Raw genomic sequence first — 21,960 nt, 5'->3', positions numbered from 1 at the left:
CCTACGAAACGCGGCTCTTCGACATTTAGTGTTGGTAGAGAAAGATACAACTGAAAATTTAGTCATAACCAGTTAGGCAGAGTGCTTAACTGGTTTTTGTTTTACTTGGAAGATCAAGCCTTGAATGAGATAAATTCTTGCTCGAAAGTTATGGAAATTTCGATAGCCGTAGGCTACTCGTTTTATCACTTTTATCTTGTTGTTTGTTCCTTCTAATGCACCATTACTATACCTGGTTTTTAAAGCATATTGAATCCCTAATTTGTATTTATTTAAAAACGTCAGCTTCTTACAAAACCATTGTGGGAGGCGTTGATCTAAGCTGTTGATCGTATCGAAAAAGCTTTGGCTGTCCTTGTGTTTAAAGTGATAGAGGAGGAGCTGACAGGTCTCGTAAGCCCTTGTTAATTGCTCGTCATAACTCAAAAGCTCATCGACGATCGCTTTTTGCGTCATTGGTCTACGAAAGGATCGATCATATTGATAATTGGAACTATCCAGATCATAGGCATGTTTAAGGAGTAATTTCCAGAATCGCTTCAATCGTCGATACTTTGTCGGTTCCGTTTTTTGAAAGCTATTCATTGTTTTAATTCGCAACTGATTTAACGCACGAGTGATTTGTTGGACAATGTGAAAGCGATCGGTCACGATTTTGGCGTTTGGGAAGACCGCCTTTACAAGTTCAAAATAAGGGGCATTCATATCCATCACGACGTATTTCACGTTCGCTCGTGCTTTTCGAGTGAATTTAAGGAAATATGGTTTTAAGAAAGCCAGGCGACGATTCTCCAATACACCGATTAATTGCTGGGTCTGCCCATTCATAAAGACAAAACTCATTTTTCCACTGCAGGACTTCATCGATTTGAACTCGTCAAAACAAAGGACCGAAGGTAATGTATCAAAACGAGGATGATACGTTTTTAAACAGGTGTGCAGGACACGCAGAACGGTTACGTCAGAGACAAAATAGCGATCGGCAATTTCTTTTCTTGTTGTATTCTTCGCCAGTTCCAAGGCAATTTGAACCTTTAATTCCTTTGAAAGATAGCAGTTTTCATCCACCAAATTGGTCTGAGCGTTGAATGTCGACTGACATTCTTTACAGTAAAAGCGCGTACGTACCAAGCGTAATTCTGTTTTGATGTCTCGATAAGGCAAAAGTTGGACTTTTGTTTTATGTGAGCCATTCTTGATGATTCGTCCTTCATTTTTGATACCACATTTACGGCAATGGCTTGGTATATAGCTAAGTTTGGCATGGATAAGATTGGTGCGAAACCCCTCTTCTTCTATAGTCTCTAACCATTCTTCTTCGAAGAATAAATTTTCATCTGTTAAACCTAACAAGTTTCTAGTACAATGATCCATGGAGATATCCTTTCTTGGTGTGGTTTTGTTTTAGTCGACTAAATTCTACCAGTTAGGCTATCTCTTTTTCTATCTTTTTTTACAAAAAAAGTGTCAGTAGAAAATCCGTAGATTTTCCACCAACACTAAATATTGTAGAACCCGAAACGCTTAGTTACGAACGAGAAACCAGAGGCGGTGTAATCAGCTCATTTCCCCCCTCCTACCGCCCACAGCCACGATGCTTTGAGGGCGACACTCGCCCATCACTTGCCTTTAGACAGCATACGCGTGGTGTCAGCTTCGTCCTCTTCCCCCTCAACTTCTCTTTTGTTTGTCTATGATGCGATGTCCTAAACACGAGAAAACGAACCAACGGGCTTGCCACGCATTGCTGCTTAAGAGGGGCTTTCTTGGCTAGTGTAGGTAGAAAAGCACCGCAAAAAGAGTAGTGCTTGTGGGGGATGACAAGCACTACTCTGGGGAGCCTATTCAACTGCTGACCACCTAGCTTTTTGCCAAGCTGCTGGTTAGCGATCGTTTTGCAAGAGGGTCAGGCTGTCTGCAAGGATAGCTTCGCCATCTAACAACTCGTAATCTGTTTCTTTGATCAATTTATAAGGCACCGCTTTGACCATGAGAAAGTCTTTCAATCGATTGACTTCGTACTTCGACTGCGGACCGATCAGCAAGGCATCGACAGTCTGCTGCTGCAGGATCTGTTCAGCAATGATGGCTGGTGCCGAATAGATATGCACGGCTAATCCTTTTTCATCTGCAGCTCGCTGCATATTTTTCACTAAGAGACCCGTAGTGATACCTGCGGTACAAATCAATAAAATCGTCTTTTGTGCTTGTTCCTCCATAAACAGGCCCTCCTACGATATTTTCTTTTTCTTATTGTAGATATCCAACACGACGGCCAGCAGCAAAATCAACCCTTTGATGGCTTGCTGCCAATCGACACCGACTCCTAAGATCGACATCCCATTGTTTAAGACACCCATCACGAGCCCACCAACGATCGCGCCCATCACAGTACCAATACCGCCTGAGGTGGAAGCACCGCCGAAATACACTGCGGCCATTGCATCTAATTCCATTGACGTTCCTGCTTGCGGGGTGGCTGCGTTCAACCGAGCGGCTAAAACCAAGCCCGCCAAAGCTGCCATCATCCCCATGTTCACGAAGACCCAGAAGGTGATTTTCTTCGTCTTGATCCCAGAAAGTTCGGCTGCTTTTTTGTTGCCGCCGGTTGCATAGATTTGACGACCAGCAACGGTTTTGTTAGTCAAAAAGCCATAAGCAGCCACGATCACCCCTAAGACGATCAAAATGATCGGATACCCTTGATAAGAGGCAAAGATATAGGTAGCGCCGAGAAATACGACCGCAGTAAAGACGGCTTTAAAGGCAAATGCTGCCATTGATTCCACTTCAAAAAGATTTTTTTTGCGACGCTCACGGGTCCGCCATTGGCCTAAAATCAGGATGCCCGTGATCACTACACCTAAAATCATGGAAAGTAAATGGATCTGACCGCCTGCAATATCTGGCAAATACCCAGTAGAAATTTGTTGGAATGCCTTGGGAAACGGCGCCAATGATTGACCACCTAAGACGACTTGGGTCAGTCCTCGAAACATCAGTAAACCAGACAAGGTCACGATAAATGCTGGGATACCGACATACGCGACCCAGAAGCCTTGCCAAGCACCGATCACTGCGCCCATCAGTAAGCAAAGAGGCACTGCCAGCCAAGGACTGATGCCGTTATTGACCATTAAGACGCCTGCAATCGCACCGACAAACGCCATCACGGACCCTACGGATAAATCAACATGTCCTAACAAGACGACCAAGAGCATACCAGCTGCCAAAACGAGAATATGACTGTTTTGCAACACGAGATTGGTGATATTCAGCGGCCGCCAGAAAATCCCGTCGGTCATGAGCTGAAAGGCCACCAGCAGCACTGCTAAAATAATGATCATACTGTATTTGCTAAAGATTTCCAGTGCCTTTTCTTTCAGCGAATGGCTGCGTTCTTTTTTTAATTTATTGGTTGTTTCCATCTCAAACCCCACTCTCTTCTAATGTCATTAGATTCATCAATCGTTCTTGGTCCGCCTCTTCCCGCAGGACCTCGCCAGTGAAGCGGCCTTCGTTCATCGTATAGATTCGGTCACACATGCCTAATAGTTCTGGCAGCTCCGAGGAGATGATGCAAATGGCTTTGCCAGCTGCTGCCATCTCTTCGATGATCGTATAGATTTCGTATTTCGCCCCGACATCGATCCCACGGGTCGGTTCATCTAAAAATAAGATGTCTGGTGTGGTCATCAGCCATTTTGCCAAAACGACCTTTTGCTGATTCCCGCCGCTCAAGCTGCCGACGTTTTGATAGATCGAATTGGTTTTCGTCCGCATTTTTTTGCGGAATTCTTCAGCCATCGTGACTTCTTTTTCTTTATCGATGACCCCTTGGCGGCTGATTTTGGCAAGACTAGCAATGGTGGTATTCTCGCGAATATCCATCAGCAGATTCAAGCCCAGCGCTTTTCGATCTTCCGACACATAGGCTAACCCATTTTTGATGGCGGTTGGCACGTCTTTGACAGAAATCGGTTGGCCGTCTTTATAGACTTCCCCCGAAATCGAACTGCCGTAGGAATGACCGAAGACACTCATGGCAAACTCAGTCCGTCCCGCACCCATCAAACCAGCGATGCCGATGATCTCTCCTTTGCGGATCATCAAGTTCAAATTCTCATTCACCACACGGGTATGGTCGATTGGATGATGGACCGTCCAATTTTTGACTTCAAAAAACGGTTCACCAATAGTGGGGTTCCGCTCGGGGTAGCGATTGGTCAAATCTCGCCCAACCATGCCGCGAATGATGCGCTCTTCAGAGATTTCGGCACCACTCAGCGTCTCGATCGTTTGCCCGTCACGTAAAATCGTGATGCGATCCGCCACATTGACGATTTCATTCAACTTGTGAGAGATGATGATCGAGGTGATCCCTTGGTTGCGGAACTCTTTGATCAGCTCTAACAGATTGGCGCTTTCTTCTTCATTCAACGCCGCGGTTGGCTCATCTAAAATCAACAATCGAACGGATTTTGAAAATGCTTTGGCAATTTCCACCAGCTGTTGATGCCCGACACCGATTTGTGAAACCAGCGTATTCGGGTCTAATTTCAAGCCAACGATCTTTAAGAGGTTGTCTGTTTTCTTTTCGGTCAGATCCCAATCAATGATGCCGTGTTTGGCTTGTTCGTTTCCTAGAAAGATATTTTCTTTGATCGACAGGTAAGGACTTAATGCTAACTCTTGATGAATAATAACGATTCCTTTGTCCTCACTGTCCCGCAAATCTTTGAACTTGCATAACTCCCCTTCATAATAGATCTCTCCGTCATAGCTGCCGTAAGGATAGAGTCCGCTTAAGACATTCATCAGCGTGGACTTGCCAGCGCCATTTTCTCCACACAGTGCGTGGATCTCTCCTCGCTCGATCGAGAGGTTGACGTTATCAAGGGCGCGAACCCCTGAAAACTCTTTGACGATGCCTTTCATCATCAAAATATTATCTGCCATGTTCTTTCACCCTTTTCCTTTTTATGTAAAAGTGGTGCGCTGCCTTTGTAAGAAAAGCGGAAAGAACGAATATTGGGGATGATTCGTTCTTCCCTACTGCTTTCGGGGAAACCATGTATCTTTTCTCGCTGGATCAGCGCTTCTTGCTTAAATGCCTAGCTCTTCTTCTGTATAGTAATCGGTATCGATCAGTTCTTCTTTGTAGTTGTCGCTATCCACAGAAACGGGATTTGACAAGTAGGTTGGTACGACTTTGACGCCATTGTCATAGGTTTCCGTATCGTTGACTGGCACTTCCTCGCCATTGGTGATGGCTTCGATCATTTCGATCGTGTTTTTCGCCAACACCCGTGTATCTTTGAAAATCGTTTGGGTCTGTTCGCCCGCGATGATCGATTTCACCCCTGCCACCGTCGCATCTTGACCGGTAATCACAGGTAGTGGTTTATCGGAAGAACCATAGCCAACGCCTTTAAGCGATGAAATGATTCCTAGGCTGATTGGATCATAAGGTGAAAGAACGGCATCCAATGTTTGATCCGTATAGTTGGCACTCAACAAGTTGTCCATCCGAGCTTGCGCAGTTGAACCATCCCAACGCAAAGTAGCGATTTGGTTAAAGTTGGTTTGACCAGAAGGAACGACTAGCTGTCCGCTGTCAAAGTATTGTTGGAAGACCGAAAGGACCCCATTATAATTGATCAGTGCATTGTTATCATCTGGAGAGCCGCCGAATAATTCAATGTTAAATGGTCCTTCACCGTCTTTGAGACCCAATTTGTCTTCAATATAAGACGCTTGCAGCACGCCGACTCCAAAATTATCAAAGGTGGCATAATAATCGACGTATTCCGAGTTCATCAGTAAACGGTCATAGGCGATGACTGTGATATCTTCGTTATGGGCTTTTTCCAACACGTCTGTCAGTGCCGAACCATCGATCGAGGCGATCACTAAAGTATCAACGCCTTTGGTGATCATATTCTCAATTTGTGCCACTTGGTTTTCTACTTTGTCTTCTCCATATTGCAGGTCAGTTTTATAGCCGAGCTTCTCTAATTCTTCTACCATGTTGTCGCCATCTGCGATCCACCGTTCTGCCGATTTGGTCGGCATCGCGATCCCAACAAATCCTTTGTCTCCGTCACCGTTTGCCCCGCTGTCTGATCCATTTCCACAAGCTGCTAACAATCCGCCAACCAATAAGGTGGATGCTAGGACGACCAATTTACCAAAAGTACCTTTCATTGTGATCCCTCCATGTCTTTTTCTTACATTCTCAGTATAGCCAGTTAAGGAATCGCTTACATTTAGATTTTTTCGAGGTTTCTTGGATTTCTTGAGAAAAAAAGACTCAGTTGCCCCCTTTTCTTTTTGTAATCTTGGATTTTTTAAGATTTCCTTGGTTTTTATTTGATTTGATATTTTGTATAAAGCGCTTCCGTATTTTTTAGTAGAATAGACCATAGAGGTGAAAAAAATGAGGAATATAAAAATTGGGTTACTCCTTTGGTTGTGTTTGTCTTTCTTGGCTGGTTGCCAAGCAGTCAAAGAAACGACCGCTGAAACATCGGAAGAAAGTATCGTGATCGGTTTTTCTCAATCGGGAACAGAAAGCAGCTGGCGCAAGCGCCACACCGAATCGATTCGCACTGAATTAGAGAAGGAAGGCTATGAAGTGCTCTATCGTAACGGCTATATGAATCAAGAACGTCAGATTCAAGATATCCGCAGTTTTATCGTGTATCAAGTCGATGCCATCGTCTTTACCCCGATTCAGGAAAACAATTGGGAACCGATTTTGGAAGAAGCTGCGCAAGCGGGGATTCCCGTTTTCGTGGTGGACCGTCATGTCAACGTCAGCGATCCCTCCTTGTTTCTGACTCATATCGGGCCAAGCTTCAAAGCCGAGGGCAATCGTGCAGGTCTCTACGTCAGCAATTATTATAAAGAACATCAAAATGAAACGATCAATGTTTTAGAATTGACGGGACTGGATGCTACTTCTCCGACGTATTTGCGCTCAGAAGGGTTCCGAGAAACCATCAAGCGTGATTATGCCCACAACAATGTAACGATCCAAGTCAAAGATGAGCTAAATGGTGACTTCATTCGCCGCAAAGGCAAAGAAGTCATTGAACAATACATCGCAGAAGGCAAAATGGAGCAGATCGATGTCTTGTTCAGTCACAATGACGAGATGACTCTTGGCGCTCTTGAAGCCCTCGAAAAAACCGATATTGAGCCAGGAAAAGATTTGGTGATCGTATCGATCGATGCCCAAAAAGAAATGATCGACAAATTGAAGCAAGGGATCGTCAATTGTGTCGTTGAATGCAACCCAGATGCTGGTGTGTTCGTCAAAAATGCCATCTCGCGCTACTTGGCTCGCGGCGCCGATGCCATTCCTCGTGAAATCTATGTCCATGAAACAGTTTTTTCCAGTGATATGGACTTTGATCAGATTCCACCGAGAAATTATTGAGGAGATGAAGATGAAAACAAAAAGTATCAAGGGCATCTTCCAGCAGACCAACAAACTGATGATCCTGGTCGCCTTTATCCCCCTCGTAGTAAGCAGTGTCTTTTACTCGCGGCAGATTTTTATTTACCAAAACACCATCAACAATATTGAAGAAGCCAATCAATTATCGGAAAAAGTCGATGCCATTGTCTTGGAAGAAATGTGGGATTTAGTCTTTGGTCAAAAAACCGTCGCACAAGTCCAAGAAACCAATGTGATCGATGAACTAAGGAGCGATCTGCAGCACATTCAAGAAAATACCAGCACTGCCAAAGAGCTCAATATTTTAGCAGTCGCCTTTCGGACGCTCGATTCTTTAGAAACCTATCAGCAACAGTTGATCGATAATATTCTCAACGATGAACCGGTGGAACAAAACCAATACGTCATGATCCAAGTGGATTCGGTGATCGATTTGCTATCCGATATTTTGCAGCAGTTTGTCGGGGTAGAGATCAGCTTAGCCAGCCAAACCAATCACGAACTGGTCCAATCCGTGTTGCTGCTGATCCTTTTTCAGGTCGTGTTGCTTTTGATCATCTTTGCGATCATCAATAAAAACCGCCGCTTTGTTCGTGACAATCTGCAATACCCGCTGGATCGGTTGTTAGACCTTTCCAATGAACTATCCCAAGGACATTTGAGCTACCGAGCAGAACTGCCCGAAACCCCAGAGCTGCGGACTCTGACGAGTAGCTTGAATCGAATGGCAGATGACTTGACTCGGCTCTTGGAAGAAAATGCCTTGAAGCAGTATCACTTAGCCCAAAGTGAGGTGCGGGTCTTACAAGCCCAGATCACTCCACATTTCATCTATAATAGTTTAGATGCGATCGTTTCATTGATTGAAGCTGCCCGTTACGAGCAAGCAACCGAAATGACCTATGCGCTGTCAGATTTTTTCCGCATTTCCTTAAGCAAAGGGCAAGACTGGATTCCGCTGGAAAAAGAATTGCGGCATGTGGACGATTACTTGAAGATTTTGCAGATCCGCTATGGCAGGATGCTGTCTTACACCATTGAAGATCAAACCGTCAGTCCAGAACTACAGGTTTTGAAAATGGTCCTGCAGCCCCTTGTTGAAAACGCCGTATATCATGGCACCAAGTTTGTCCGTCGTGTCGGCATGATTCGAATCACAGTGTCAGAATTGCCTCAGCAGATTCAAATGACCATCAGTGACAACGGTGTTGGGATCGACCCTGAGCGTTTGCAGGAGATTCGTCGTAACCTTAAAGAAACCACTGATCCCGCCTCTGAGAGCGGCTATGGCCTATATAACGTCTATCGCCGTCTCCAGCTGAACTACGGCAGCGAAGCGCAACTGACGATCCACAGTCAATACCAAGAAGGCACCACGATTAACGTCACAGTACCAAAAAGGGAGGAACCCAACCATGTACAAAGTGTTCATAGTTGAAGATGAACATCTGATTCGCGATAGTTTGCGCCACCAAATCATGACTCTCGCCAAACAATACCCGATCGTTTATAGCGATGAAGCAGCAGATGGCGAATTGGCGCTGGCTTCGATCCTTGATCTGCGTCCTGATATTATTATCAGTGATATCAAAATGCCGTTTATGGACGGCTTGGTCTTTGCGAAAGAAGCCAAGAAATTATTGCCGCAAGTTCGCATTATTTTCGTTAGCGGCTTTGATGATTTTGACTATGCAAAAACGGCACTGCAGCTGCAAGCAGACGATTACTTGCTCAAGCCCATCAAAAACGAAGAATTAGAACAAGCCATCAAAACCGTCGTTCAACACTTAGATGAACAACAAGCCACTCATCAGCAATTATCCAAAGAAGACGATTTATTCGAAATGGAAATCAAAAAGAATCACTTTCTGAATCACCTCTTTAAACAAAAGATCACGATCTCAGAAGCCTTTTTGCAAGCAGAAGAACTGGGCCGGCGCTTTTCAGGTAAACAGTTTTGTGTGCTCTTAGCAAAAACCCCCTTCAATCAAAGCTTTTCTGACTACACTCGCTTTAGCCAGCAGCTGACCAAAGCCTATGAACAAGACGATGCCGTCTTGTTCTCCAGTGTTTCTAGCCGCTTCATCAAGTTTTTGCTTTTTGACCATGACCGAGAACAAGTTTTAGAAAAAGCCTATCAGATCGCTCAAAGCCTCGTTCATGGTTCTGGGGAAGAAGTAGCAGTGGCGATCGGACCGGTAGCAGATCGCTTCTCGGGTATCTCTCTTTCTTATCAGAAAGCTCGTGATATGCTAAAAACCTATGGCAGCATCCGCAAGGAAAAAATCATCAGCTATGAAGACGACATTCGCGAAGGGGAACTGTCCCCCACCAATCCTTTCAAAACCGACCTTGCTTCACGGCTGGCAAATGCTGGGAAACAGACGATCCCTGAGCTGATCGCTGAATTGATGGCGCCTCAAGGAACCGTTGAGCGAACGCAAATGTACCGTTTGTTCGTCTTAGTCGAACTGCTGGCATTGTTGAAGAAAAAAGACAGTCATTCGCTGCCCCAGATCGTTCAGCACGCCCATGACTTAGACTATCTAGCGGCATTGACCCATGAGCCAGAGAACTATCAAACGACTCTGGCAGAACTGTTGCCGCTATTGACCAAACAACCCATCAATCCTGCAATGGCGAAATATCAAAGTGTCATCAATCAAGCCAAAGCCTTTATTAGTGAGCACTTTTCTGATCCCAATATTTCCTTAAATGTAGTTGCTGAAAAAGTTCATTTGAGTCCAGCACATTTCAGCACCATCTTCTCGCAAGCCACTGATTCTACGTTTATCGAATACTTGACCGAGCAACGGTTGACCTTAGCTAAGGAACTGCTGTTAACGACCAATCTACGGCTATCTGAGATCGCCTTTGATGTTGGCTACAATGACCCAAATTATTTTTCCTTTTTGTTCAAGAAGAAAGAAAAAATCTCACCGAAAGAATATCGTCAAAAAAATGCCTAAATGAGTGAAGGGATGCAAAAAAAGAGTGAGGGACAGCAAAATCGTCCTCACTCTTTTTCATTTTCTACCTCATGCAGTTATTTCTTCTCCATCGCAGCTTTTAAAGCAGCTGCTAATGGGCTTTCTTGCGGTTCTTCTTGATTGATTTTGTTCATCAAGCGGCGTTCTTCGTGTTTCGACAGCTTTTTGCTGCGTTCCTTTTTATCCGCCATTTTTTCGGTGGTCCCATCGAATTTACAGCGGAAATAGGCGCCGTTTTTGCCTTCAATGATCTCCATCTTTCGGTGGCATTGCGGGCAGCGTCGGTTTGAAACTTTCGGGTCTTTCCGACGACGGTACTTGCAGGTCCCACTGGAGCAAACATAGATCTTGCCATCACGGGTATTTTTCTCCCGCAAGGGTTCGCCGCATTCGGGACACCGTTTTTGGGTCAATGAGAAATCTTGGTACTTGCTTTCGCTTTGCTTGATTTCTTTGACCAGTTGTTTTGTGTCTGCTTCGATTTGTGCGAGGAAGGTTTGGGCAGAATAGGTGCCTTTCGCAATGGCTTCCAGCTCCTTCTCCCATTTTTCCGTCAATTCTGGTGTCACCAAGGATGGATTGACTAAGACTAACAGCTGCTTGCCTTTTGGCGATACTTGCAAGCCGCTTGGGGTCCGCTCCATCAGCTCAGATTTGATCAGCTTTTCAATGATCTCCGCACGGGTTGCCGGCGTACCAAGACTGTGTTTTTCCATTTTGCCTAAAAGAGTTCCTTCATTCAACGGTTTCGGTGGTGTAGTCAACTCTTTCTGGATGGTAAACTCAGGCTTGACTGTACTGCCTTTTTGCCAAGCCACATCACTGGTTTCTTCTTCAGAAGTCGTTTTCCATCCCGCTTCTAACACGGTATTGCGGTTGAATACAAAGGTTTCTGAACCAAAGGTCACGGTCACTTTCTGCTGCTGCTTTTTATGGGGTTTCGCAAAGAGCATTAAGAAACGACTAACGATCATTTGATAGATCCGTTGTTCATCGGTAGTTAATTTTTCATACCGTGCCCGCTGTTCCGTTGGCAATAGGGCATGGTGATCGGTAACTTTTTTATCATTGAAGACAGCTTGTTGCACCACTTGTCCGCCATTTTTCAAGTATCCTTTGACTTCTGGGGCAAAATCCGCAACTGCCTGCAGGCGTTCCTTCATGGTTGCCTTCATATCATTGGTCAAATACTTGGAATCCGTCCTTGGGTAAGTGACGATTTTATGGGTTTCATACAAGCTTTGAACAAGCGACAAGGTCTTCTTGGCTGAAAACCCATAACGCTGATTGGCTTCTCGTTGGATCTCGGTCAAATCATAAGGCAATGGTGCACTTTCTGTTTTGACCTTTTCTTCGATCGCTGTCACGCGACCATTTTGTTGACTCATTTGCTTGACCAATGCTTCGGCGTCGCTGCGTTCTTTTAGTTGATAGGGATTTTTTTGCTGCAGGCGAGCCTTGGCATCGCCTACGTTTAGGGTAATCACATGATAGGTTTGCGGACGGAAACTCTCGATCTGCATTTCCTGACTGCGCACCAAAGCTAAGGTAGGGGTTTGGACCCGACCCGCACTAAGATTGTCTTGATATTTGACCGTCAACGCCCGGGTGACATTCAACCCTACCAGCCAGTCGGCTTTTGCCCGCGCAAGGGCGGAGTAGTAAAGATTGTCGTAGTGCTTGGCTGACTGCAATTTTGCAAAGCCTTCTTTGATGGCTTTAGAGGTTTGCGAAGAAATCCACAAACGTTTGACTGGTTTGTCAAAACGAACCCACTCCAAAATCCAGCGAGCGACTAGCTCCCCTTCTCTTCCCGCATCGGTAGCGATCACGACTTCCCCGACATCTTTTCTTTGAGCCAACTGTTTGATGGCTTTTAGTTGATGACCGGTTTTTGGCAACGGCTTGATCCCGATGGACTTAGGGATCATCGGTAACGTTTCCATCTGCCATGATGCCCACTCTTTGTTTAAATCTTCAGGCATTTTCAAGCCCAATAAATGACCAAGGGCCCAAGTAACGATCGCCTTGGGTCCTTCGTAATAATTTTTATGTTTTTGCTCACAGCCCAAAACTTTGCTGAGGTCTTTGGCAACGCTTGGCTTTTCCGCTAGAATTAGTTGTTTCATAAAAATCTTTCCTGCTTTCATCGACGACTTGCTGATATTCTTTAAGCAATGCCAGTCCAATATATTGTTGGAGGTAATCGTCGCATTCTTCGCACCAGCGTTCGTCTTCTTCATTCCAAAAAGCCGTCATAAAGTTTGATTTTGCATTTATGTACGAATACTCTTCTCTGATTTCTTGCCATTTTTGTTCATAAAATGACTGCGCCTCGCTGAAAGTTGCAAATGTGAACGCCTCTTGAATATCTGACTGCCATCCCTCAAAAAACCACCACGGTTCATTGTCCCCATACATGACTACTACTTGATACATTCCATTGCTCCTTTCACGATTCCTTCCTCATATTAGTCACTTTTACTTAAACTTGCAAGGAATAAGTTTCAGCATTTAAACATTGCTTTAAAAATTCATTAAACCCTCGTTTTTTTGTACGATTTATCGGTTGTTTAAGATTACATCATTTCTATGCCCCTATAGTCTAGCACAGATGTTTCCTGTTGTGAATATAACATCAAAAGATTAAAAAAATATCAAACAAGATTTATTTTAACCTCGTAAAAAAAAATTTGTCTGCGATGGATATGCTACAATAATGACAACCACGAAATTGCCAGGAGGTGCCCCATGTATCTCGAACAAATCACTTTTCCCGATCAAGAGACCGAGTTTGATTTTTTCCTTTCCATCAAACGAACCGTTTATGATTCTTACTACCCTTTTCAGATTCTCAGTGCCCGCCTTTTTCAGCAGATCGATTTTGAACCGGTCACGATCTTATATGGCGGCAATGGTTCTGGCAAAACCACCGCATTGAACGTGATTGCCGAAAAGATCCACGCGCAGCGCTTTGCTGCGTATAATCGCTCGAATTTTTTCGAGGACTACTTAGCCTACTGTACTACTGACAGCATCGACGAACCGCAAGAAAAAGTACTTTTGACCAGCGATGATGTCTTTGATTACATGCTGGCTATTCGAAACTTGAATCAAGGGATCGATCATCGCCGAGAAGAAGTATTCCAAGAATACTACCAAGCAAAGTATGCAGACTTTCGTTTCACGGGTTTTGACGATTACCATGAATTGAAGAAAATCAATCTTGCACGATCCAACACACAGTCCAAATTCACCCGCAAGCACTTGATCGACAATGTCCGAGAATATTCCAATGGTGAAAGTGCCTTTCGCTTCTTTCAAGAAAAGATTCGTCCCAACAGCCTTTACTTATTAGATGAACCAGAAAATTCTCTTTCTGCTGAGCGTCAGCTGGAACTGGTGCAGTTACTGGAAGATTTTGTTCGCTATGAACAGTGTCAGTTCATTATTGCTACCCATAGTCCTTTCGTTTTGTCTTTAAAGGAAGCCAAAATCTATGATTTGGATCAAACGCCCGTCGATGTTCGGAAGTGGACCCAGTTAGCTAGTGTCCAGCAGTATTACCGCTTTTTTCAAGCACACCAAGCCGAATTTGATGATCGATCATGACCAAAGTAAACCATTTTCCGCCAAATATTTCTTTTGGCGGCTTTTTTTCCGCCTCACTCACACAAAGACCAAAATCAAATTGATCAGCGCAATACAGAAGGCGACCACTCCCGCAATTTTGCCCCACTTGACTTCTGCTTGATTATACTGATCGGAATGCCCCGCAATTTGAGAGGACAAAAAGTAGAACTTTTTAAAAACAAGCAAATACCCGGCTAAACCCAATAGTACGGCTAAGGCAAGATGGTTGATTTGGCTTGAAATGACCTGAGTCTGATGAAGCATCACCACCCCTACGACACTAACGACAAACCCCCATTTCATGAGATTGGCTTTGGTACGATTCATGCTCCTCCTCCTTTCTTTTAAAAATGCCAATACATCAAAAACATTCATTTTCTATCTAAATTATAGCATAATTTGACTATTTTTTTAAAATGGAAAGCGCTCGCTCTAATCGGTTTTTCGAATTGATTTATAAAAAGCCCTAGCTAAGTGCAACTGATTGGTTCAGTGTTCTTAACTAGGGCTGATTGTGTTAGTGGTTAAACATATTGTAATTCTTTGGCTTCTTTGTAGGCTGCATCGATCAAACCGCCGCCCAAGCATTCCATCCCGTCATAAAAAACGACTGCTTGTCCAGGAGTGATGGCGCGTACTGGTTCGTCAAAAATCACTTCTGCTCGATCTCCATCTAATAGACGCACCGTTACCGGTACATCTTGTTGACGGTAGCGGAATTTTGCTGTGCATGAAAATTCCGTGCCGCGGTCTTGTTCTGTAGTAAAGTGGATTTGGCTTGCTTCCAAGCGATCTGCATACAATGCGGGGTGATGGAATCCTTGCCCCACATACAAAGTGTTGGTCGCCAAGTCTTTGCCTACTACAAACCATGGTTCTTGAGTGGCACCGCCGCCGCCAATGCCTAAGCCTTGACGTTGTCCGATGGTGTAGTACATCAAGCCATCGTGTTGTCCTTTGACTTCGCCATCTAATGTAACCATATTGCCTTTTTTCGCTGGCAAGTAATTACTCAAAAATTGTTTGAAATTCTTTTCTCCGATAAAGCAGACACCCGTGGAATCTTTTTTCTTGGCTGTTGCTAGACCTGCCCGTTCAGCGATCGCTCGTACTTCTGATTTTTCCATGCCGCCTAGTGGGAACATGGTTTTGCTCAATTGTTCTTGTGACAATTGGCTTAAGAAATACGTTTGATCTTTGTTGTTATCCACGCCTCGCAACATATGAGTTACGCCGTTTTCATCAACAGTCACTTGCGCATAATGGCCAGTTGCTACATAGTCGGCACCAAGATCCATCGCATAATCCAAAAAGGCTTTGAACTTGATTTCCTTGTTACACATGACATCTGGATTTGGCGTCCGTCCGGCACGGTATTCTGCAAGAAAATATTCAAATACACGGTCCCAATATTCTTTTTCGAAATTCACTGAATAATAAGGAATCCCGATTTGCGCAGCCACTTTGGCTACGTCTTTGTAGTCTTCTGTTGCGGTACAAACACCGTTTTCATCGGTATCATCCCAATTTTTCATAAAGATCCCGACAACATCATACCCTTGTTCTTTCAGCAAAAGTGCTGTTACTGACGAGTCTACCCCGCCACTCATTCCAACCACCACACGGGTGTTTTCGTTAGACATGATCGTTTCACCATCATTTCAATTATAGATTCTGAAATCATCTACGATTTGAAGGTCGCAACTTTTCAGTAATTTGCATTATACAACAAAACACAAAAAAGTTCACTGTTTGCTGTCTTTTCTTATAAATTCCTTGTTACTAGATAAGTTCTTCTTTCATTCGATCCACAGCCGTCCTTTTATTACTGCTGTTCTTGGCGTAATAAATCACTAGGGGCAAAATCATTTTTAGAAAAGTCATCTGGAGGAAACCCGCTGTCCGTTATTCCCCCATTCAGCCCAATAGAAGAAGCGCTGCTTTTTGTGTATCTTATCGACAGCCGTCCAAACGACTCCCATTGTTCAAAGACAACTAGATAAGCGAATGCTAAGAAGCCGCATTTTACCATTTAAACGGTCGTTTGTCATAAAATCGTATGGAATTCTTCAGGAAATGTAGAAATGCCGCTATCAGAAAAAGACTATACTTCTTTTAGATACTACTTTACGAGGAGGGGCATTTCATGAGATCACACACAGGGATATCGAAAACTAGGAGAAACGACGGAAAGAAAAGAAAGAGCCTTGCACTGCTGCTTTTTCTCATCGGTGGTGTTTTTGTCATTCATTACGTGATTGATCAGGTCAGGGATGCTGCGTTTGATCAGACAGCGCTTGTCTCGAAAGAGTTCACTCACCAAGCCAATCAAGCGATTCAACAAGCGATGGCAGACACGCAGCAAGTGCCGTTGATTGTACAAACCGATCAACGCTGGGGCAATGACACATATGGATATGGAGAAACGCAAAATACGTTTGCAGCAAACGGGTGCGCTATTGCTTCTTTAGCGATGATCGATTCTTTTTGGACGGATCATCCGTCGAATCCTGACAAACTATTAAAGTGGGCTGACGATCAATTTTATCTTCCCAAACAAGGAACGAGTTGGCAAATCTTTCCTCAGTTTGCCGAAGCTTTTGGTTACCAATTCGCCGATTTAGGAAGTTCCTTTGCGGCTGCCTATGAGAAAATGACACAAGGCATCCCCGTTGTGGTCTCGGTTCAAGCAGGAACCTTTACGACCTCAGGACATATCATGGTATTGGCTTTGAACAAAGAAGGAAATGTTCAAGTATTCGATCCTAATGATTCCCCCGAAAAAGCCCATTATGAGAAAAGCTATCCTAACGATGTCTTTCAAGCAGAAGGAATCCATTATTGGAGATTTTGGCTTTGATGTTCTGATCGGCTGAAGCGACAAAAAAAGACTAGCCGAAGCTAGTCTTTTGCTTATCTTACTATTATTGAACGCGTGGTTCGTTGTTTTCTTGAATACGCGTCGTTGTCCGGTTGAAGGCACCTTTGGCTTTACGTGTTTGTTTTGACGCAAAGTCGCCAGTTGTTTCTGCCGCACTGCTTACTTTGTCTTGAACTGTTTCAGAGTCTTTTTCGAATTGTTCACGTGTTTTGACATCTGCTACATTCACGTTTACTTCGATGACTTCTAAATTCGTCATTTTGTTGACTTGTGTTGAAACAACCTCTTTGATTTGGTCGTAGATCGTGGTCATGTCGCTGCCATATTCTGCAACGATATCAAGATCGACTGCCACTTGTTTTTTCCCAACTTCAACGTTGATCCCTGAAGTCACATCATCGGTGTTGACTAATTTACCTGCAATATTTGAGAAGAAACCGCCATCGACTGTTAAGAGTCCGTCTACAGATTCTAATGCAATGCCTACGATTTTTTGAATCACTTTATCTTCGTAAGTTAATTCTCCTTTAACACCTGTTGTTGGTTTTGTTTGGTTTTCCATCGTACATTCCTCCTACTATAATCTTGATATAAATTAAACTAATAATGTTACCAAAGTTAACGGCGCGGTCTTTGAAATTGTTCAAAGAATCCGACTTCTTTGAGATAAAATCCCAGATACGTACCTAGTGCCGTAAATAGCACCAGCAGTATGGTTTTCAAAAAGCCGATCGTTAGAAACAGGATCGCTAGGATCAAACCGAAACCTGCAAAGATAAGCGGGATCTTATAGTGGTAGAACCATTCACTCATACCTGTTCCTCCTAAACTACACGCGGTTGGTCATGGGCTGCTGGCGTTTCTTGCGTATCTTTTAAAACAACTTCCGTTTGGATATTGCTTTCGATACCGAAAAGCTGCTGCAGACTGCTGCTGATCTCACCAACCAAAGCTTCTTGTTTTTGCGGGATGGCTGCTGTTTGTTTCATTTCTCCATCGATTTTTACCGCTACTTTATTCTTGACGATTTTGATTTTTACCGATGGCTGATGGATGAAATCTGCTTGTTTCACCCGCTCGAGCACAAAATGCTCTAACGCCTTCTTCTGAATCACTAAATCGCCTGTCTTATGGGGAATGATCAAGCGGTCTGAGCGTTTTGGATAAAACAAAACGACAAAGAGTGCGATCACTGTAAAAATAGCAAAGCCAACAGATAACCAAAAGAGCAGCATACTCATGGAAGATCCGACCCAAGGATATTCATCCAAAGGAATCAAGTAAACAGGCAATGAAGCCGCTTGCTGATTGGCGATGATCCCAAAATAAAAGACAAGTAAGAGTAAAAGTAATCCGATGATAAAAATCACTTTAGAAATCTTACGCATTGGCAACCTCCTTTACTGCTTTCTACTTAAAGAATACACATTTCTTAAATATCCATCAAATAATAACTCTTGGAATCGATTATTTTTTACATATAAAGTTTATTTTTATCAAAAAAATTTCCTTAATCAAAGCTTGCTGTCAAAGTCATCACAAAAAAAGCAAGCCACCCGAATCTGTTTGGATGCTTGCTTTTCTTGTTATCTGTTAACGAGCTAGCTTGGCAAGTTCTTGTTGCTTTGCATGATGTAGCACCGCCAGTTCATTTTCGGAAACTGGTCGACCGAAGGGACGCGGCTGCGGCAGAAACGCCAATTCCGGTGCATCGACTCCTACGTTGAGATTCTCAGCGATTGGTACACTATGATGATGGATATGCCCATGCAGATTGCGGCTGTTTTTGGTGATCCCCAGCAGCATAGGATAATGGGTTAGTAAAAATTGCTGATGAGCAAACTTCAGCAAGACACCAACATCTTCAAACGCATACTTTTGGGCTCCCAAACAACCAGGATCATGCTTGCGCAAGTACGCAAAGAAAGCCCGGGTATCATGATTGCCTTTGATAAAAACGATTTTGCCCTGCAGCTGTGCTAACAGCGCCGCAATTTCTGGAAAACCTGCTTCATAAGCAGGGTGCATCGCGACATCCCCTAAATGATAAACGACATCTTTATCCGCAACCACCTCATTCCAGCTAGCGATCATCGTTTCATGCATTTGCGTCACTGTCTCAAAGGGGCGTGGGGCAAAGTCATTGTCCCCGAGCAAGGCTGCATGAAAATAATGGGTATCAGACGTAAAAAATTTCATAGTCGCTCCTTACTTTACTGCTTTTTTCTGTGATTAGGGTCTTCAAATCATCGCTAGCGGCTGCTTTTTCGTTGGCTCCGGAAAACGTGCATCGATTGTCGCCAATTCGCTTTTGGAAAAAACGATTTTGGCAGCTTCAATGTTCTGCAGCATATGCAGCGAGTCACTGGTTTGGGGGATCGCTAAGACGTGGGGTTGTCGAAGGGTCCATGCCAAAAGCAGCTGAAAAATCGTGCAGCCTTTGGCTTCTGCCAGCTCTTTCAACACTTCATCATTTTTGAAGTGGTGCCCTAGCCGATCGCCTTGAGCAATTGGTGAGTAGGCAATCACCGGAATCTCAGCCTCTGCCTGCCAAGGCAAAAGATCGTATTCGATCCCCCGGGCACCTAAATTATAGAGTACTTGGTTGGCGGCACATTGATCGCCGTTTTCTAACCGCAACAGCTCCTCCATATCTGCCACGTCAAAATTAGAGACGCCCCATGCACGAATCTTTCCAGAGGCTTTGGCAGCTTCTAGTGCGTCAACTGTTTCTGCTAACGGCACATCTCCTCGCCAGTGGAGCAGATACAGATCAAGATAGTCGGTGCCTAAACGCGCTAAGCTACGGTCTAAAGCTTTCGGCAATTCATCTGCGGAGGCATTCCAGGGATAAGCTTTTGAAATCAAATAAAGATCCCCTCGTGTAAAGGGCTGGATCGCCTTGCCAACTAGCGTTTCTGCGTTTCCCTCGCCGTACATTTCTGCGGTATCGATGACAGCCGCTCCGGCTTTGATGCCCGCTTGCAGCGCATCGATCTCGGCTTTTTCCTTAGCAGGGTCATCCCCCATATGCCAAGTCCCCATTCCAACGGCTAACACGGATTGCTTGTTTAAGGTTCGTTTCATCTGGATTCCTTCTTTCTCGTCTCAACGTATCCACTTTCTGAGAACGGCTTAGGTTTGTTTTCTTTAGTATAAAAAGAAACCGGCAAAGATACAAAAGAAGTGTATCAATCCCTTGCCTGTTTGGCGGAGTGACACACTTCTTGCCCTTTGAACGGTATAGCTGCTTTTGACAAAAGCTTACGCTTTGACAAACAACCCGCGGCTGATAAAACCATCCATTAAAAAGTAAAATTTTTCTTGCAGCATTTTGTGCTGTTCATCTTTGAAAATATTGACTGCTTTTAATCCATTGGCTGTCGTGATCGACATCTTGAAGGTTTGCAGATCTTTTGCAACAGTGATTTTTAATTTAAAGCCTTCTTTGCTTTGGGGTGTTGCTTCAAGGCCACGAATCAATTGGAAGTTGCCGCCGTTCGTTTCTGTAAAGCCATTGTCCCGCAACGTATATTTTTTTGCTTCAGGAGCAATGCGGTATTGGGTTGCTGCGCCTAAAACGGTTGCTGTTGTTTCAAATGCCATGTTCTTCACCTCTTTAACATCATTTCTTTCATTATAAATAGTTTTCAGCGAGATTGCTAGCTGTTCTCCTACTTTTTCGTTGCTAAGACAGTTTCTGCTAATAGCTGAGCAAATGCTTCGATTTCCGCCAATGTGTTGCCATAGCCAAAGCTGACTCTGACCGATTCCCGGATAGCTGGATGCTCTTTGCCCACCATCGCTTCTAGCACATGGGAGGGTTCCACATTGCCCGCCGTACAAGCGCTGCCTGTCGAGATGGCGGCCCCTTTTAAGTCCAATTTCATCAGTAACAAGTCACTGCTGACCCCTGGGAAACGCAGATTCAAAATATGCGGCAATTTGTGTGCTGGGTCACCATTCAACTGAACATCGATGCCTTGTGCTGCTAAGGTCTCCATCAGTACATCGGCAAACGTTTGATATTGTTCCGCCGCTGCTTGCTGCGCTTCGGGGGTATGCAAAGAAGCTGCTTTGGCCATTCCCATGATGGCTGCTAAGTTTTCCGTCCCTGCTCGCCGTTTTTCTTCTTGTTCGCCACCATGGAGTAGCGCAGGTAGCGACAAGCCATCTCGTTTATACAAAAAGCCGATCCCTTTTGGTCCGTTGATTTTGTGAGCCGAAATGCTTAGGAGATCAATGCTATTTTCATTGATTTCAAGCGGGATCTTGCCATAAGCTTGCACAGCATCGGTATGAAAAACGGCGGGATGCTCCCGTAAAAGTGCGCCAATTTCTGCAATCGGCAACAAATTGCCCGTTTCATTGTTTGCCGTCATTATGGATACTAAAATCGTATCGGGACGTAAGGCAGCCTCAACTTCACTGACGGCCAATTGCCCCTTTTGATCTACTGGCAAATAGGTCACCTCAAAGCCTAAGCCTTCTAAATAGCGCATACTCTCAATGACCGCCGGATGTTCGATCTGGGTCGTAATGATATGTTTGCCTTGTGCTTGTTTGCTAAGGGCTGTACCGATGATCGCTGTATTATCGCTTTCGGTACCTCCACTGTTAAAAATGATCTCATGTTCCTTGACCCCTAGCTGCTGAGCGATCGCTTGACGAGCCAATTCTAATTGGGTGTGGGCATCTCGACCATAATGATGAATGCTTGATGGATTGCCAAAAAATGTCTGCATCGTCTCACTCATCACTTTGATCACTTCTGGGTGCAGCGGTGTCGTTGCTGCATGATCTAAGTAAACCATTCTTTTCACCTATCCTTCATTACTGCCATTATAACAAATCTTCCTCAGACGTCTATCGTGAGTGTCCATACGAAAAAACCTGTCAGTCAAAAGCGGAAAAATCGCCAATGATGACAGGCAGCTGAACGCGTTCAGCCTTACGAAAAATCAGGAACGTGTGCTGTTTTGCTTGTGCGA

At 44.3% G+C, this 21,960-nt stretch carries 22 protein-coding genes; 5 read left to right on the top strand and 17 right to left on the bottom strand.

Annotated elements, in window-relative coordinates; translation table 11 throughout:
- Nucleotides 1-72: 72 nt before the first annotated feature.
- The 5 genes from IGI76_RS01975 to chvE form a co-directional block, all read right to left on the bottom strand.
- Entirely contained in the window at nucleotides 73-1,374 is a 1,302-nt protein-coding gene (locus IGI76_RS01975) for an ISL3 family transposase (RefSeq protein ID WP_201705159.1), read from the bottom strand.
- 509 nt (nucleotides 1,375-1,883) lie between these two features.
- Nucleotides 1,884-2,219 (bottom strand): PTS sugar transporter subunit IIB, encoded by a 336-nt coding sequence (locus IGI76_RS01970; RefSeq protein WP_142968010.1) that lies wholly within the window; start codon nucleotides 2,217-2,219, stop codon nucleotides 1,884-1,886.
- A 12-nt stretch (nucleotides 2,220-2,231) separates the two neighbouring features.
- Nucleotides 2,232-3,428 (bottom strand): multiple monosaccharide ABC transporter permease, encoded by a 1,197-nt coding sequence (gene mmsB / locus IGI76_RS01965; protein ID WP_005227258.1) that lies wholly within the window; start codon nucleotides 3,426-3,428, stop codon nucleotides 2,232-2,234.
- A gap of 1 nt (nucleotide 3,429) precedes the next feature.
- Nucleotides 3,430-4,959: a multiple monosaccharide ABC transporter ATP-binding protein gene (gene mmsA / locus IGI76_RS01960; RefSeq protein WP_005231476.1), complete on the bottom strand. Its 1,530-nt coding sequence runs from the start codon at nucleotides 4,957-4,959 to the stop codon at nucleotides 3,430-3,432.
- A gap of 147 nt (nucleotides 4,960-5,106) precedes the next feature.
- Complete coding sequence (gene chvE / locus IGI76_RS01955; protein WP_005231478.1) at nucleotides 5,107-6,207, bottom strand: multiple monosaccharide ABC transporter substrate-binding protein; 1,101 nt, start codon at nucleotides 6,205-6,207, stop codon at nucleotides 5,107-5,109.
- A 232-nt stretch (nucleotides 6,208-6,439) separates the two neighbouring features.
- Between chvE and IGI76_RS01950 the strand changes: the two genes are divergently transcribed.
- Genes IGI76_RS01950 through IGI76_RS01940 form a run of 3 tightly spaced genes read left to right on the top strand, consistent with a single transcriptional unit; the run spans nucleotide 6,440 to nucleotide 10,434 of the window.
- Nucleotides 6,440-7,444 carry an ABC transporter substrate-binding protein gene (locus IGI76_RS01950; protein ID WP_008376147.1) on the top strand — a complete coding sequence of 335 codons (1,005 nt, stop codon included), beginning with the start codon at nucleotides 6,440-6,442 and terminating at the stop codon, nucleotides 7,442-7,444.
- A gap of 10 nt (nucleotides 7,445-7,454) precedes the next feature.
- Nucleotides 7,455-8,903, top strand: coding sequence for a sensor histidine kinase (locus tag IGI76_RS01945; RefSeq protein WP_208788472.1), 1,449 nt, complete (start codon nucleotides 7,455-7,457; stop codon nucleotides 8,901-8,903).
- The gene (locus IGI76_RS01940; RefSeq protein ID WP_015508871.1) at nucleotides 8,881-10,434 is read left to right on the top strand and encodes a response regulator; all 1,554 of its coding nucleotides are present in this window, start codon (nucleotides 8,881-8,883) and stop codon (nucleotides 10,432-10,434) included. The genes IGI76_RS01945 and IGI76_RS01940 overlap by 23 nt, the downstream gene beginning before the upstream one ends.
- A 77-nt stretch (nucleotides 10,435-10,511) precedes the next feature.
- Here the strand turns inward: IGI76_RS01940 and IGI76_RS01935 are convergent, their stop codons facing one another.
- The gene (locus IGI76_RS01935; RefSeq protein WP_333718907.1) at nucleotides 10,512-12,584 is read right to left on the bottom strand and encodes a DNA topoisomerase III; all 2,073 of its coding nucleotides are present in this window, start codon (nucleotides 12,582-12,584) and stop codon (nucleotides 10,512-10,514) included.
- The gene (locus tag IGI76_RS01930; RefSeq protein ID WP_005227251.1) at nucleotides 12,517-12,894 is read right to left on the bottom strand and encodes a DUF1033 family protein; all 378 of its coding nucleotides are present in this window, start codon (nucleotides 12,892-12,894) and stop codon (nucleotides 12,517-12,519) included. The genes IGI76_RS01935 and IGI76_RS01930 overlap by 68 nt, the downstream gene beginning before the upstream one ends.
- A gap of 312 nt (nucleotides 12,895-13,206) precedes the next feature.
- Here IGI76_RS01930 and IGI76_RS01925 point away from each other — a divergent pair, with 312 nt between their 5' ends.
- Nucleotides 13,207-14,067 (top strand): AAA family ATPase, encoded by an 861-nt coding sequence (locus IGI76_RS01925; RefSeq protein WP_333718906.1) that lies wholly within the window; start codon nucleotides 13,207-13,209, stop codon nucleotides 14,065-14,067.
- Between the two features lie 57 nt (nucleotides 14,068-14,124).
- Here the strand turns inward: IGI76_RS01925 and IGI76_RS01920 are convergent, their stop codons facing one another.
- From IGI76_RS01920 to IGI76_RS01910, 3 genes are all read right to left on the bottom strand, one after another.
- Nucleotides 14,125-14,415: a hypothetical protein gene (locus IGI76_RS01920; protein ID WP_225582108.1), complete on the bottom strand. Its 291-nt coding sequence runs from the start codon at nucleotides 14,413-14,415 to the stop codon at nucleotides 14,125-14,127.
- 197 nt (nucleotides 14,416-14,612) lie between these two features.
- Entirely contained in the window at nucleotides 14,613-15,731 is a 1,119-nt protein-coding gene (gene mnmA / locus IGI76_RS01915) for a tRNA 2-thiouridine(34) synthase MnmA (protein WP_026008140.1), read from the bottom strand.
- 182 nt (nucleotides 15,732-15,913) lie between these two features.
- On the bottom strand, nucleotides 15,914-16,120 hold the full coding sequence (locus IGI76_RS01910) for a hypothetical protein (RefSeq protein WP_270287904.1): 207 nt from the start codon (nucleotides 16,118-16,120) through the stop codon (nucleotides 15,914-15,916).
- Nucleotides 16,121-16,234: 114 nt separating this feature from the next.
- On the opposite strand from IGI76_RS01910, the gene IGI76_RS01905 reads away from it, so the two are divergent.
- Nucleotides 16,235-16,948, top strand: a complete 714-nt coding sequence (locus tag IGI76_RS01905) for a C39 family peptidase (protein ID WP_333718905.1) — start codon at nucleotides 16,235-16,237, stop codon at nucleotides 16,946-16,948.
- 64 nt (nucleotides 16,949-17,012) lie between these two features.
- Here the strand turns inward: IGI76_RS01905 and IGI76_RS01900 are convergent, their stop codons facing one another.
- The 7 genes from IGI76_RS01900 to IGI76_RS01870 all read right to left on the bottom strand — a co-directional run bounded on the left by IGI76_RS01900 (nucleotide 17,013) and on the right by IGI76_RS01870 (nucleotide 21,783).
- On the bottom strand, nucleotides 17,013-17,531 hold the full coding sequence (locus IGI76_RS01900) for an Asp23/Gls24 family envelope stress response protein (protein WP_005232258.1): 519 nt from the start codon (nucleotides 17,529-17,531) through the stop codon (nucleotides 17,013-17,015).
- Nucleotides 17,532-17,587: 56 nt separating this feature from the next.
- Nucleotides 17,588-17,782 carry a DUF2273 domain-containing protein gene (locus IGI76_RS01895; RefSeq protein WP_005232259.1) on the bottom strand — a complete coding sequence of 65 codons (195 nt, stop codon included), beginning with the start codon at nucleotides 17,780-17,782 and terminating at the stop codon, nucleotides 17,588-17,590.
- Nucleotides 17,783-17,793: 11 nt separating this feature from the next.
- Entirely contained in the window at nucleotides 17,794-18,357 is a 564-nt protein-coding gene (gene amaP / locus IGI76_RS01890; protein ID WP_005232260.1) for an alkaline shock response membrane anchor protein AmaP, read from the bottom strand.
- Between the two features lie 205 nt (nucleotides 18,358-18,562).
- On the bottom strand, nucleotides 18,563-19,168 hold the full coding sequence (locus IGI76_RS01885) for a metallophosphoesterase (protein WP_005232261.1): 606 nt from the start codon (nucleotides 19,166-19,168) through the stop codon (nucleotides 18,563-18,565).
- Between the two features lie 42 nt (nucleotides 19,169-19,210).
- Nucleotides 19,211-20,056, bottom strand: a complete 846-nt coding sequence (locus IGI76_RS01880; RefSeq protein ID WP_333718904.1) for an aldo/keto reductase — start codon at nucleotides 20,054-20,056, stop codon at nucleotides 19,211-19,213.
- 177 nt (nucleotides 20,057-20,233) lie between these two features.
- Nucleotides 20,234-20,575 carry a DUF1831 domain-containing protein gene (locus IGI76_RS01875; RefSeq protein WP_005232263.1) on the bottom strand — a complete coding sequence of 114 codons (342 nt, stop codon included), beginning with the start codon at nucleotides 20,573-20,575 and terminating at the stop codon, nucleotides 20,234-20,236.
- Nucleotides 20,576-20,643: 68 nt separating this feature from the next.
- Nucleotides 20,644-21,783, bottom strand: coding sequence for a cysteine desulfurase family protein (locus tag IGI76_RS01870; protein ID WP_128432280.1), 1,140 nt, complete (start codon nucleotides 21,781-21,783; stop codon nucleotides 20,644-20,646).
- Nucleotides 21,784-21,960: the final 177 nt, after the last annotated feature.

The organism is Enterococcus sp. DIV2449a (assembly GCF_051711225.1).
Taxonomy (GTDB): domain Bacteria; phylum Bacillota; class Bacilli; order Lactobacillales; family Enterococcaceae; genus Enterococcus_D; species Enterococcus_D casseliflavus.
This window is presented reverse-complemented; position numbering and strand designations above follow the sequence as displayed.